14 protein-coding genes are annotated in these 12,686 nt (G+C 42.0%); 4 read left to right on the top strand and 10 right to left on the bottom strand.

All coding sequences use genetic code 11. The features are described 5' to 3' along the window. Positions 1–81 precede the first annotated feature (81 nt). Both Q1Q15_RS16125 and Q1Q15_RS16120 read right to left on the bottom strand, forming a co-directional pair. Positions 82–273 carry a helix-turn-helix domain-containing protein gene (locus Q1Q15_RS16125; RefSeq protein ID WP_300462149.1) on the bottom strand — a complete coding sequence of 64 codons (192 nt, stop codon included), beginning with the start codon at positions 271–273 and terminating at the stop codon, positions 82–84. Between the two features lie 31 nt (positions 274–304). Beyond that, positions 305–553, bottom strand: a complete 249-nt coding sequence (locus Q1Q15_RS16120) for a hypothetical protein (protein ID WP_300462147.1) — start codon at positions 551–553, stop codon at positions 305–307. Positions 554–766: 213 nt separating this feature from the next. On the opposite strand from Q1Q15_RS16120, the gene Q1Q15_RS16115 reads away from it, so the two are divergent. From Q1Q15_RS16115 to Q1Q15_RS16100, 4 genes are read left to right on the top strand one after another with little or no spacing between them, the layout of a single operon-like run. Then, entirely contained in the window at positions 767–1,315 is a 549-nt protein-coding gene (locus Q1Q15_RS16115; protein WP_300462145.1) for a hypothetical protein, read from the top strand. Next, positions 1,312–2,139 (top strand): ATP-binding protein, encoded by an 828-nt coding sequence (locus Q1Q15_RS16110; protein WP_300462143.1) that lies wholly within the window; start codon positions 1,312–1,314, stop codon positions 2,137–2,139. The genes Q1Q15_RS16115 and Q1Q15_RS16110 overlap by 4 nt, the downstream gene beginning before the upstream one ends. A gap of 9 nt (positions 2,140–2,148) precedes the next feature. Next, positions 2,149–2,331: a hypothetical protein gene (locus tag Q1Q15_RS16105; protein ID WP_300462140.1), complete on the top strand. Its 183-nt coding sequence runs from the start codon at positions 2,149–2,151 to the stop codon at positions 2,329–2,331. Positions 2,332–2,370: 39 nt separating this feature from the next. After that, complete coding sequence (locus Q1Q15_RS16100) at positions 2,371–3,159, top strand: DNA-primase RepB domain-containing protein (protein ID WP_300462137.1); 789 nt, start codon at positions 2,371–2,373, stop codon at positions 3,157–3,159. Positions 3,160–3,201: 42 nt separating this feature from the next. Here the strand turns inward: Q1Q15_RS16100 and Q1Q15_RS16095 are convergent, their stop codons facing one another. From Q1Q15_RS16095 to Q1Q15_RS16060, 8 genes are all read right to left on the bottom strand, one after another. Next, entirely contained in the window at positions 3,202–3,513 is a 312-nt protein-coding gene (locus Q1Q15_RS16095; RefSeq protein ID WP_300462136.1) for a hypothetical protein, read from the bottom strand. A 37-nt stretch (positions 3,514–3,550) separates the two neighbouring features. Continuing rightward, positions 3,551–4,165 (bottom strand): hypothetical protein, encoded by a 615-nt coding sequence (locus Q1Q15_RS16090; RefSeq protein WP_300462134.1) that lies wholly within the window; start codon positions 4,163–4,165, stop codon positions 3,551–3,553. Positions 4,166–4,556: 391 nt separating this feature from the next. Next, complete coding sequence (locus Q1Q15_RS16085; protein ID WP_300462132.1) at positions 4,557–4,802, bottom strand: hypothetical protein; 246 nt, start codon at positions 4,800–4,802, stop codon at positions 4,557–4,559. A gap of 329 nt (positions 4,803–5,131) precedes the next feature. Next, the gene (gene ppcB, locus Q1Q15_RS16080; RefSeq protein ID WP_300462129.1) at positions 5,132–6,553 is read right to left on the bottom strand and encodes a phenylphosphate carboxylase subunit beta; all 1,422 of its coding nucleotides are present in this window, start codon (positions 6,551–6,553) and stop codon (positions 5,132–5,134) included. A 154-nt stretch (positions 6,554–6,707) separates the two neighbouring features. Beyond that, a complete protein-coding gene (locus Q1Q15_RS16075) occupies positions 6,708–8,372 on the bottom strand; it encodes a PEP-utilizing enzyme (RefSeq protein ID WP_300462126.1) in 1,665 nt (554 codons plus the stop codon). Between the two features lie 80 nt (positions 8,373–8,452). Continuing rightward, on the bottom strand, positions 8,453–10,108 hold the full coding sequence (locus Q1Q15_RS16070) for an AMP-binding protein (RefSeq protein WP_300462123.1): 1,656 nt from the start codon (positions 10,106–10,108) through the stop codon (positions 8,453–8,455). Positions 10,109–10,237: 129 nt separating this feature from the next. Continuing rightward, positions 10,238–11,497 carry a Tm-1-like ATP-binding domain-containing protein gene (locus Q1Q15_RS16065; RefSeq protein ID WP_300462121.1) on the bottom strand — a complete coding sequence of 420 codons (1,260 nt, stop codon included), beginning with the start codon at positions 11,495–11,497 and terminating at the stop codon, positions 10,238–10,240. 53 nt (positions 11,498–11,550) lie between these two features. Then, the gene (locus tag Q1Q15_RS16060; RefSeq protein WP_300462118.1) at positions 11,551–12,612 is read right to left on the bottom strand and encodes a PEP/pyruvate-binding domain-containing protein; all 1,062 of its coding nucleotides are present in this window, start codon (positions 12,610–12,612) and stop codon (positions 11,551–11,553) included. Positions 12,613–12,686 lie beyond the last annotated feature (74 nt).

The raw sequence follows: 12,686 nt of genomic DNA, 5'->3' as shown, positions 1-12,686 counted from the left end.
GTAGGTTTGAAGCATTATATTTTCCTTTTTTGGATGCAGCTTAACCTACGATATTTTTACCCAAAAGTCAAGTAAAACCCTTTAAAATAAGGCTTTTTGAAGCTTAATGTCAGGAGCTCTGAATTTTATGTTTCCGTTTTGTTTACACTCTTTTAACCATTTGCCGATTGTAGACCGACCAACTCCTGACTCTCTTGCGATTTCATAATGGGGTTTGTTTCCCTGTAAAACCTTTTTTAACACAGCTTCTTTTAATTGGATAGAATATCCCATGTTTATCACCTCAATGCCCCCGATTTAATTTTTAATTGAGGCGACATCTATCCTGACACAGGGGGTCTACAGCCTGTTCAATGGCACGTGCTGTTACTTTACCATTTTTCATGTCGATTCTGGGCGTTATCGAATACAATATCCATGCGATTTTTTTCAACATGGCGTGAGAGTATCCTTTTTCCGCGCATAATTCGAGGAATTGCTCCCTGGCTTTTGAAAATGGCGCCGCACGATATCGGGCTACTGTTGTTGGCCTTTTGAATAAGATTTCAAACATGATGGACCTCCTTTTATATAGGGTTAAATGGAGACTCATCATTAAACGAAAACTTATGTGGCGCAATATAAGCTTATTTCTTTTTGGCTAAAGACATTCCACATGTTGCACCACATAAATTTAAACGCCACATAATGATACTTATGTGTTCAGCCACATAAGTATCAAAATGGTAAGCAGGAGGCCTTTTGGGGCACCCTTGAAGGTCGCTTGATGGCCATGCTGACCCGGGTAGATCCTTTAACTTTGGAATATCTCAATCACAGCAGTCAGGCCTGGATCGAGATGGAATATAACAAAACCAAGCATCGTGACATCGGCACGTCTCCTGTTCAACGCATGATTGAAAGCAAAGATGTTTCCCGGCCGGCACCGGGTGAAGAACAAATGCGGTTCGCCTTTACGGTCTGCGAATCCAGAAAGCAGCGAAAATCTGACGGTACCGTGTCCATAAACGGAATAAGGTTTGAGATTCCATCCCGATTCCACCATATCCCGCAATTGTATGTCTGTTTTACCAATTGGGATAAATCCATGGCCTGGCTCATGGACCAAAGAACAGGCAAAAAAATTGCGTCCATCTATCCCCAGGACAAAATCAAAAATGCTTCAGGAAAACGGAAGCTTAAATCCAGACCTGAACATACCGTCCTGCCGGATGAAACATTGAAAAAATCCGAGCCCGCATTATTAAGAAAACTGATGGCCGAGTATGCCCAAAGCGGCATGCCGCCAGCCTATCTTCCCAAAGGAGAATCATGAACAACAAACAACTTCTGGCCTATTACGGCCTTAAATGGAACCCCTTTTTGCCCAATATCCCTGTTGAAGCGTTGTGGCATCCTCCCCAGATGAACAGTTTTATTTTCCGTCTTGAGAACATGACCATGAATGGGGGCTTTGCTTTGATCAGTGGAGAACCCGGTCTTGGTAAATCCAAGACACTGCAGATCATTGCCCACCAGTTCAGTAAACTGGATGAGGTGATTGTAGGAGTGATGGAACGTCCCCAAAGCAGTGTCAGTGACTTTTACCGGGAAATGGGGGTTTTGTTCGGTGTCAATTTAAGCCCTGCCAACCGGTACGGTGGGTTCAAGGATCTTCGGGAGCGCTGGAAAAATCATGTAAAAACAACCTTGTTCCGGCCCATCCTGCTCATAGATGAAGCCCAGGAGATGCTCAGCGGATGTTTAAACGAATTGCGTTTGTTAAACAGCGTTGAATTTGACTCCCAAAATTTGTTGACCACCGTGATTTGCGGTGACGATCGACTTCCGGATCGGTTCAGAACAAGAACCCTGGTATCGCTGGGAAGTCGGATGCAGTTCCGGCTGAAACTGGACCCTTATACCCGTGACGATCTTCTGGATTATATGGGGCACTGTTTGAACCAGGCCGGTGCGCCGCACTTAATGACGAAAACCCTTATAAAAACTGTTGTAGACCATTGCGCCGGCAATTTACGGGTCCTGAACAACATGGCTGCAGAACTGCTGACCTCTGGGATTGAAAAAGAACTCAGCCAGCTGGATGAAAAACTTTTCATAGAAGTCTTTTCCAGGCAACCACCCAACAAGAAATCATAGGAGAATAATATGAGTATTTATGATGATCCTGACATTACATTGGAGGAAATCACCATGGAAATGGAATATCTTATCCGGGACATGATCCTCACCGGACTTAAAAGCGTGAGTATGGAATATCGGGCCTTCAGGCAGTTCCAAAAGGAAAAGCAGTCAGAAGATAGCCCTATAGACTGCGACGAACGGTTCTAAACAACATACGCCCGGACCTCAAAGTCCGGGCCCATCTCAATGGAAAGGATTTTATGGAAAATAGGCAATTACTTTAAAAACCGTTTCAGCCTGGCGGTCCTTGATGAAACAACCGGCAGGTGGCCTGTCTCATCTTCCCCTAAAAACATCCCCTATCTTAAAGCTGAAAATGCCGGCGGCAGACACATCCTGCTTAAACAAGATCCTGTCATCCAGCCTTACTATTTTCTCGCAGACGATTTGGATATTGATCTGCTCATCCGGCATCATAAATCCAGCCCAGATTTTTTTAAACCCGGAAGGATGGTTATAGAAACCTCCCCCGGCAATTATCAGGTCTGGATTCACAGTGCCCGCCCATTGAACCTTACTGAAAAACGGTATTGGCTGGATAAACTGCATAGTGATCCAGGTGCAGACCCCAAAAATCGATGGGGCAGATGCCCCGGGTTCAGAAACAGAAAAGCAAAGCACAGAATGGCTTCAGGACAATATCCACTGGCGAAACTCATATGGGTTGACTGGAGTCGTCAAGCGGACATCCCGAAAATTGAGTTGTCTTCACGTTCAAAAAGGCCTTTTCCCCATCAACCCCAGGGGGGAGTGTGTCATAACGATAATCTTACCCGATCCCTTTATAATAAGGGTAATGAATCTGCTACTGATTTTGCATATGCTTTGGCCCTTTATCGAAGAGGATTTACCAGAACTGAAATCTACAATCGTATTATAGAGGAAAGGCAGGATTGGAATAACCATGCCGGTTCTCGGAAAAGAACACAATATCTGAACAGGACGTTGCTTAAAGCTGAGGCAATTATCGGTTAAAATATGAGGCCTTCAATTTCATATAGCACCTTGATTTACCGTTCAAACTTGTCCATGGATTATCGTGATCGCTCTCAGAAATGGCGCGAGTCGTTTGGATGCAATATAGTTTGCTGCAGCCCATGCTACCTTCAATGCTTGTTGGACGGTTTCGTTATAAAATCTATCTCTTGGCCTTTTTATTTTTTTCTTTATTGCAATAACAGGTGAAGATAATAAACGAATAGCGTATTTTCGAGCATATCCGGTTGATGTGATGAATTCGTTTAAAATTAATGATTTTTGTTTTTTGTTTGCCTCTCGATACCTTGGGGCAACCTGCGCCAACAATTCAATTCTTCCTTGAAAACTCATTGATAGCCTCATCTTCCATCACCCTCCACATTATATTTTATAATACTTTGGGTAACATTATTCGTGAGGCAATAAAATCATTTTGGTTACATTTAAAATGAATCAATGCGCCTTTTGAAATATCAACATCGATTTCACGCAGTTGTTCGATTATTAAAGGTTGGGTAACCAGGCAACCATAGTTTTGATATAAAACGAATGATTGTAAACCCGCTCCGAAATGACCGTTTACATCTTTCGGTAATTTCGCCGTAATGAATTTCCCAGAAGGAGTTTTCCAGCGACCCCGCCTATAAAGGATATTCCAGTTGGTGAAGATAATATCCTGTACAACGAAATCCTTGTAATCAATCAGTTTGGATCCTGGCGGAAGGTTTTCAGGTTTTAACTCATGTTCTTCGTGAATTACAAGATGTCTGGTTTTGGATCGTTTTCCTCTTGGCGATGGGTTTATTTTTTTGGGTTTCTCTGTGTTCTTAACAAGGTTGGAGGGCTTGATTTTTGGCTTGGGTTTTTGGCCCTTCAATCTGGCGATCTCATCTTTTAATCCTTGAATCTCTTCTGCTTGGGTTTGAATTATTTCCAATAAAACAGCTGTAAATGGGGTGATTTCTTCTTCAGGTATTTGGGATATTAATTTTCTTGCACTCATGCATTATGCATTTAGCATAGTGCTTCAAGATTGTCTATAATTTTTTTTTTGCTACCCCTTACTTTTTGAGATCTTACAAGTCTGACTTGTAATATTCTGATTTTATTATAATATTTTTTTGTGGTGCCATAAAATATGAGTAAAAATAGCAGTTTCTGGCTATTTTTTCGAAAAGATGGGTTAGTATTTTTCATGATGATCATATATGTTGCGAGTTGCGCTGTATATAGCTGATTCTGCTTTTAGAACTTTTTTTTAAAATGGTCGGTTTATTAATGGCTTTGTGCCTTACAGTATTTTGCAACTATGCTATCAGAATACTATGTTTATAACACATTGATTTTATATACGATATGATGAAAATGGAAAAAAAATAGACCTTTTGAAACCGTTACAGTATTTGCATCTTATCAACCCTACCCAAATTGTGTCCGAGATTTGTTTCAATCACCATATGGACATCCAGACCTACTTTAAACCCTGGACCGACGCCGATAACAAGAAAGGCTTCGTCAACATTGGTTCCGAGGTTTCTTTTTGCGATTGTTGCATCAATAACGATATTCGGGTTGATTTTATTGATTGTTTTCCAGCAGGAATCGACAATTACTGGTATCTGTTGTTTTTGCCATGCCATAGTTAGGGAGGTGTCACTTCATTTTTTTGCTCGTGCTTTGGCCCACCACCCAATGGAACCACAAAAAATTCCCCTGGGTGGTGGGCCAAAGCTTGTAAAAGAGAATGGAAGTCAGCACTTGTTTTCTTGTTAGGCCCTTTATATGATTATCAGGCTTGCGTTATTGACGCTTTTGCTGAATTTCTTTGCTATTACAGTCTGTTGTCAAAAGCATGGACCCTGATAAAAGATCCAGCCTCCAATAACACAAGCCTGACCCCGTCGAACCATCAATTACGACAAGTGGGCGAAGTTAGGATCAAGCCCAAATAGTATTTCTCATGATCAATCTAAAAAGAAGGCTCGTATTCAAACCCAAATTCTTTCCAGCGTTTCCGTACCTGTTCCAACATATCCTTATCCAACAATACTGATTTGGGTTTATCCTCCCATTCGAACGGAGTGCATGCATCCATAATGATTCGAGAAACGATTTGTCTGGAGTCAATCGGAAGTGCTGGGTCTAAAGATGTCGAACGTCCTCGATTGATAATTTGGGTGCTTCGTTTGGGGTCATATCTTACTGAAAGGGACCATAATACCTGATCCCAGTCATCAGCTGCAATGTCATCTTCTACAACGATAACTCCCTTGAGTCCATAACTGCCTGTAGTTGTGGAGATAACGGCAGTACCTACCTGCATTGAATGGCCGGGATAAAGCTGTTGCACAGACACTACAGCCCAAAACCGACCGCTGGATGAAGCGGGGATATAAACTGATTTTATGCCGGGAATCTTCATTGTTTCCAGGTCTGCCCACAGGCTGGCAGTACGGTTTAATGATTGTATCATACAAACGTCATTAATCGGTCTTCCAACGATACACGCCCAAAAAATAGGGTTATTACGATGCAATACTCTTTTAACTTTTAGATAGGTTTTGAGTGTAGGCTCACCTGAATAATAACCGGTGTACTCCCCAAAAGGACCCTCCTCCATAAAATCATTCGGATCAATCTCCCCTTCCAGTGCAATTTCGGCGTGTGCCGGTAATGGCAGGCCTGTAAGATCGCTTTCAATTATGTCCAAAGGTTCTCCCCGTAACGCTCCCACGACATCGTACTCATCAGTTTGGAAGGGAATCATACTACTTCCAACCAGAAACAAAAGGGGATCGCCTCCAATAACAGCTATGGCAGGCATCTTTTTGTTCATTTCTTTGTATTTCCTGAGTGTTAGGTCCCCATGTTTCCCCTTTATCATCTGAACGCCACAACGATCATTATCATATAATTGCATTCTGTAAGTTCCAAGGTTTACCCATCCAGTGTCTGGGTCCTTGGTGATAAGATATACGGCTGTCCCGATGAATCTACCACCATCCAATTTATTAAAAAAAGGTACAGGGAAATCCAGCAAATTGATTTGATCGCCCTCAATAATATTTTCCATTATTGGACCACTATCAACCAATTTGGGTTTGATAAGCTCCTTTGTAGTTAAAAGCATCCACTCTCGGGCAAGATTGGACATGGAATATTGGCTCGGTTGGCGTAATGCTATTGCCATACGAGATGACGTAGTAAAAGCACTGGTAAACACTGGAATATCATAACCCTTTATATTTTCAAAAAGAAGACCTGCCCCCCCAGCCTCTTCATTTAATTTGGCCACGTGAGAAAGCTCTAAATTCCAATCCACTTCTGCACTAATTGTGTGCAACTCTCCTTTTTCTTTACACTTTGCCAAGAAATCGCGTAAATCGTTCATATTTGAATCCTTTGATGCCCCACACCCCCTTAATTTAAGGAGAGAGGATATTAAGAGCTACAAACTAATAGAAAATGAATCCCCAAATTAGTCAGCAGCTAAGTTAAAAAAATAGATTGTGCTCTAAATTTCAAACAATTGTTTCATTGTTAGCTCAGGAAATTTTATAAACCCTAAGCAAATCCCCATCCACTCTGAGTTTGTCTCCTGTTTGGATCTTTTGGGTAGCGTCTCCAGTTCCTACGACGGCCGGGAGACCATATTCCCGACTTACAATTACCGGGTGGGACAATGATCCTCCGCTATCACAGACCAGAGCCTTGATAATACCGAACAATGGTGTCCATGTAGCACTCGTCATAGGACATACCATGATCTCACCTTTTTTAATCTCGTCAAAATGTGTCTCATCCCAAATGACGCGCGCAACACCCTCAACAATACCAGGACTTCCAGCACCACCGACACACAAGGCGCCAACTTTCTCTGCATTTTCTTTCGGTTGTGAAATGCTCACTGATAGTGTCGGATCCAGTCGGAGCATTTCTGGTATTTGATTAGGATCGCCCAAAAAGGATGGAATTTCATCTTGTTTTTGTGTAAGAGCTTTATAACCTTCCCATTCTTTTTTGCGCTCGTTGATGAGTTGAATATAACGTCCTTTCTCTCTGTTCCCGAGAGTACTAATGATTTCGTCGGTAAAGAGCATAAAAATATCGTCAACTTTTTCAATGGCACCATCCTGTACCAATCTCTTGCCACATTCAATAAAACATCGTCTTCCAAATGCCATTCGTTTAAACTCACCATGCCAGGCTGATCCCTCACTCCAGTAATTGGCAGCACGAGAGCACACAAGCAGTTTTTCCATCAACCCCCTCTGAGCTTCGGGAATTTTACTCAGAAACTCTTTGGTCAATGAATCCCTTTCCTCTTTCTTTTTATCACGGTCTTCGTCAATTTTATGAACGCCGCCTACTTCCATATATCGTTTTATGTCTGCTACAAGTAATGCGGGTTTATCATACCATCCAGGCTCGCAGAATTCATACATACGTAGCAACTTCCACTTGTTGATTTCTAAAAATTTATCCATGGAATTCAGCCACTTTTTTCCCACCTCATCCTGTTCCAGCGCTTTCAAAACATCTTTATCAGACAGTTTGAAATATTTATCCAGCTTTAAATCCAAAGCGAGGCGGGCAAGGTCAGCAATTCCACTGTTGGATTGATAAAGAGGATTACCGGTGCTGATGGTCAATTTGGAATAGAGGGGATCAGTAGGTTCAAGGCCAGCTAAATCCCCTGCAAGCTGCTGGAAAAGTCCGGGCAGTGGTGTAATGGCGAACCATCCGTCAAAGTAATGAGCAATGCTTTTTATATGCAAGTCGATGATATCATGTATATGATCTATGAGCTCCTCCCGCGACAGTTGCTCTATATTCATCTTGGAGAAAGGGGCCATTAGCTCATCGAATTTAACAAACAGCTTATCAGCGTATCCGAAAGGATCTTCTATGATTTCAGCCATCTTTTCTCGATATTTGGCCTCGCGCTGCGGAATTTCTTCCGTCAATGGGATGCCTCGGGTTAGGTAACCATGGCCCTTGTATAATTTCCAGAAATAGCCCAAAGTAGTTGGAAGTGAATTTTTTCCACAACCCCGACGTATGCCATCGACCATGTATCCATACCAAAATTCACAATACAGGGGTGTCATGACTGGCTCAGTATGGGCTGGCGTACGCACCCAAACCGGATAGTGTTCCAGATCATAATCCGTAATTTCCCATGGCATTTGTGTTCTTCCGTAATGCATTTCGATCTCCTTTCTAAAAAAATTAAAACTAAGTTCCAACCCTTCATCTGTTCCGCTGTGGTATAGACCGGCTTGAATATCTAACTTTTTATATTACTACCTTTTTCCTCGGCCTTTACCTTGTTGAGAATATCCTCCTTCAGCACCTTTTTGTCTAACTTCATATCACTTACCAACGGCATTTCGTCTATTATTTCCATTCGTTCCGGAGTTTTATTGGCTGAAATCTGCTTAGTTTTAAAGAATGCCACCATTTCATCAAAACTGAATATCTCACCTTTTTTGACAACAACATAAGCACAAGCCCTTTCCCCCATTATTGGATCAGGATACCCTACAAGGGCTGCAGCCACGATTTTTGGATGTGTCGTAAGGATGCTTTCCACTTCAGTAGGGTAGATATTATATCCTCCTCGAATGATGCAATCCTTTTTCCGACCGACAACATACAGGTTCCCTTTCTCATCCTTTTTCGCTAGATCACCCATACAAAAAAAGCCGGTTCCCCAAGCTTCATTTGTCATGTCAGGATCTTTAAAGTAGCCGCCAACAGAGGTGGGTCCTCGAAAATAGACAGTTCCAACCTCTCCAACCCCGACTTCCTTCCCGTCGTCATCAAGCAATTTTACCTCATTGCCTGGATGAGGTTTCCCCACGGAAAACCGGCGTACTTCAAGAGAATCATCAACATCAACGCTTGCTACGGAACCGGCATCCATTCCACCGTAATGATTAATCACCATACAATTGAATTTCTTTTCCACATCATTTGCCACATGAGGCGGAAGGGGGGCGCCAGAAACCTGAAAAACGCGTAATGAACTTAAGTCATATTTGGTATAGTTTAGATTTTGAGCCATCATTGCCAACTGCGCGGGCACCATCATCGGTATGGTAATTTTCTCAGTTTCGATTAATTTGAACGCTTTTTCAGCATCAAAATGCTCCATGAGAACACCCGTTGCACCAACAAAAGGGTTAAATCGCAACAGGCCTCTTGCTGCGCCGGAAACCGGGCAAAGGGCCCCTACAACATCATCACCTGTCATTTTGATCTTAGACATGTGGGAAGGGGCGACGGATGTAGCAAGCGCCATGGGTGTTTGAGTTATTTTCGGGAAACCGGTGGTTCCAGAGGTGAGCCCGAGCCAACCCACCTCATCGAACCGGATTTGACGCTTTTTAAATTCTTCAATAGAATACTTCTCTTCAAGAGGTTCATTTAAAATCTCATCAATACTTATTGCTTTCTCAGGTGTTTCATCCCCACAAGTAAAAATGTACTTCAATTTCGGCAAATCGGAACGTATATCCTGAACCATTTCGTAGTAATCAAAATCTCTGAACTTCCAAACACTGACATAGCCTTTTGCTTCTGTAATCTTGAGTAAATATTCGATCTCTTTATGACGCAAAGTTCTTACAAGAGTAGAAGAAATGATCCCTACTTTTTCACAGGCTGCGAGAAGCAATACAACTTCGACTCGATTCGGCAGTTGGATCACAAGGATATCATCCTTCTCAAATCCCAATTTCACCAATTTCAGAGCGAGTCTGTCTATGGCCTGGTTTGCTTGAGCCCAGGTAAGTCTGTGGCCGGAATCATCCACAAGTGCAACCTTATCGCCATATTCCTTAGCATTGCGCTCATAAAGATCAGCGTAGGTAGTTTCCTTCCAATAACCTTTTTCTGTATATTCTTTGATCATATCATCGGTGAATCTTGTGGGCCTCATGGTATTCCTCCTTTGTTTATACTAATTAAATGTTAATAAATCATTTTTTCCAGAACGATCGATGACAATCAGGTTAAAGTTAAAGATTTTCAAATTTAGGCGACAAGGCCTTCTAATGATAATCCGTTATCAGTAAGTAAGCTCGCCAGCGTTTAGTTCTTTGTTTGTCATTCCATTAAGGGCTTCCACCAACGCAAAACCAAACTCTGAATCTTCGATCCAGGCATCAATTTCCACAACCTCAATTTCCGGTTTGCAGTTTTCCCTTAATTCTTTAGAAAATGCGCTGATGGCTTCAGGATCATCAAGGGGCCTTCCAGGCCCATCGATTCTCGACCATCCTTTTAAGGGAATCAGAAATTTAACGGGACCTTTGGATTTATTCAGTTTTTTGGCAATAATTCTCGCGCACTGTATAAGCTCATCCTTGCTTGAGCGAATTTGTAACCTCAGCTTATCAGGTTCAAACCTTTTTCGTACGTCATACTCCGGTTTGTATCTAGACCGGGACGGGGTAATAAAGTCTAATCCGCCTGGAGCAATGACTTGTGGAATACCCTTGCTACCTGCTGTTTCCAATCTTTGTGAACAAGCCTTACGGGTCCCCCCGATGATGCTATCCAGTATTCCGCCCGGCGAAAGGTCTATCACAGCATCAAAAAACCCCTCATCAATCAGTTCCTCCATAGCTGTGTCCCCCACCCCGGTCGCCATAAATACAATCACCTGATAATCCTGATCTTCCAAGAGTTTCTTAATATGCTGAACGCTTTTGGCACTGAGCATAAGTTCACACAATGCAATTGTTTTCTGTCTTTTCTCGGTTGTGCCGTTTTTGGATGCCAATGGTGCGGAGATTTCTGACATTGCGCAGATTGCGGCAATAGCCTGGCAAAGCAAGGATTTCAGCATTCTGTTTAGTCCGGCAATATCCGCAACAGTGTGCATCATCGTAATATCTTTCGTGCCGAAATACCTTGAAGCAAAACCCCGTGCGCCCGCATTGCTCGAAACCATGAATTTAGGTACTCCAAAAGGGAGTGATTTCATGATATCTGTCTCAATAAGAGTACCGCCTGCACCCCCGATACCGATGATCCCATCCAATTTTCCGGCATTGTAGAGTGCACAAGCTTCACTTATGGCGCCATCGGTTACCATCTTGTTAATTCTGGGCCTGTCAGGATTGCCCCAAATGTCATGGATATCTCCTCCACCCGCCTTAACAACCTGTTCACAGGTAATATCACCTTGAACAGCCGGTTTACTCCCGACACTCAAATCAACAACAATCGGCTTATAACCCCTCTGTACAATTTGATTCCTTGCAAAAAGCACCTCTTCTGCTTTGGAATCCAAAGTCCCTATTACTACTATCGTTTTAGTCATTACCGATACCTCAATGTTTCTGTGTATAAGTTTGTAGGGCTTATTTAATAGCCTTAAATTTTGCTGGGGAATAAGCGACTGCAGGCCATATCAAGAATTGTTTCAGTAGAGCTCTTTTTTTCTATAATGGCAGTGATTGGTCGAGCTTGTACGAGAAAAATATTGTCAGGAAATTCAAGCTCAACGTCCACAGCCCATTCTATGTCTAAAGGAACCCCATAATGCAATTCTGTATCTCTTGCGATTTTAGCCAATAATTTTACCTCTTCGGGTTCTAAGCACGGCAAAGATTGTTGATTTTCAGGAATTTCCATCTCTAAAATCCCTTTTTCTTTTATCACAATTTGCCTTGTTTTTTTGTTTATCTGTTGTTCAACTATTTCTAAAGTTTCTTTAGATACTGAAAAGATATCTACCTTTGATATTCCTTGAACAACACTTTCACCGGTTCCCCAGTTGCCCTCAATAACGATTTTCCCTCTATCCCCGGTATTTGGGTTAGCCGTGAATCCTACCCCTGCCGAACGTGATTTGGCCATCTTTTGTACTGCCACGCTAATCGAACCAGCAAAAAGTCCAAGACCATTATGGATACGATAAGAGATACAGCGTGGTGAAAAAGCACTGGCCCAACATTCCTTAATATTTTTAAATAGAGATTCCTTTCCTATAACATTAAGATAGGACTCATATTGACCAGCGAAGCTTGCTGTAGCAGAATCTTCAGCAACTCCGCTAGACCTAACAGCAACAGCAACATCACTTATCCCAAGCTTTTGACACAAGGAGTCATATGCATCTGATATAGCAGCCGATTGTTCTTCTGGTATTTCTCCTGCCAAAATAAAGCTTTGTAAATCATTTGCCATTTTGTTAAGCTCTTCCATTGTAGTTGGGTTAGAAATGGATTCATCAATATATTTTTTTATTTTTCCTGCAATATTTGTTGCATTTAAAAAAGTATCATAAACTTTCGTCGTAATCGCGAATCCTGGGGGAACCGGCACCCCAATCTTACACATTTCTCCCAAGTTGGCGCATTTGCCTCCGACAAGGGAAGTGTCGTTACGACCACATTCTTCAAAGAACTTTATCCATTCATTTCCATCAGTCATTTTTTATTTCTCCTCTTTAGATCATAATTTGGAATCTATTTTAATTTAATAAATAACTTAAATTTAATCATTTT

This window comes from Desulfobacula sp. (assembly GCF_030145145.1).
Taxonomy (GTDB): Bacteria; Desulfobacterota; Desulfobacteria; order Desulfobacterales; family Desulfobacteraceae; genus Desulfobacula.
Note: the sequence above shows the minus strand (reverse complement) of the source record. Positions and strands in the feature narration are given on the sequence as shown.

Bases quoted from the DNA above. Each gene is read 5' to 3' on its own strand.
- ppcB (WP_300462129.1), bottom strand. From the start codon at position 6,553: ATGAACGATTTACGCGATTTCTTGGCAAAGTGTAAAGAAAAAGGAGAG.
- Q1Q15_RS16090 (WP_300462134.1), bottom strand. From the start codon at position 4,165: ATGAGTGCAAGAAAATTAATATCCCAAATACCTGAAGAAGAAATCACC.
- Q1Q15_RS16115 (WP_300462145.1), top strand. From the start codon at position 767: ATGGCCATGCTGACCCGGGTAGATCCTTTAACTTTGGAATATCTCAAT.
- Q1Q15_RS16075 (WP_300462126.1), bottom strand. From the start codon at position 8,372: ATGCATTACGGAAGAACACAAATGCCATGGGAAATTACGGATTATGAT.
- Q1Q15_RS16070 (WP_300462123.1), bottom strand. From the start codon at position 10,108: ATGAGGCCCACAAGATTCACCGATGATATGATCAAAGAATATACAGAA.
- Q1Q15_RS16110 (WP_300462143.1), top strand. From the start codon at position 1,312: ATGAACAACAAACAACTTCTGGCCTATTACGGCCTTAAATGGAACCCC.
- Q1Q15_RS16100 (WP_300462137.1), top strand. From the start codon at position 2,371: ATGGAAAGGATTTTATGGAAAATAGGCAATTACTTTAAAAACCGTTTC.
- Q1Q15_RS16105 (WP_300462140.1), top strand. From the start codon at position 2,149: ATGAGTATTTATGATGATCCTGACATTACATTGGAGGAAATCACCATG.
- Q1Q15_RS16120 (WP_300462147.1), bottom strand. From the start codon at position 553: ATGTTTGAAATCTTATTCAAAAGGCCAACAACAGTAGCCCGATATCGT.
- Q1Q15_RS16095 (WP_300462136.1), bottom strand. From the start codon at position 3,513: ATGAGTTTTCAAGGAAGAATTGAATTGTTGGCGCAGGTTGCCCCAAGG.
- Q1Q15_RS16085 (WP_300462132.1), bottom strand. From the start codon at position 4,802: ATGGCATGGCAAAAACAACAGATACCAGTAATTGTCGATTCCTGCTGG.
- Q1Q15_RS16065 (WP_300462121.1), bottom strand. From the start codon at position 11,497: ATGACTAAAACGATAGTAGTAATAGGGACTTTGGATTCCAAAGCAGAA.
- Q1Q15_RS16060 (WP_300462118.1), bottom strand. From the start codon at position 12,612: ATGACTGATGGAAATGAATGGATAAAGTTCTTTGAAGAATGTGGTCGT.
- Q1Q15_RS16125 (WP_300462149.1), bottom strand. From the start codon at position 273: ATGGGATATTCTATCCAATTAAAAGAAGCTGTGTTAAAAAAGGTTTTA.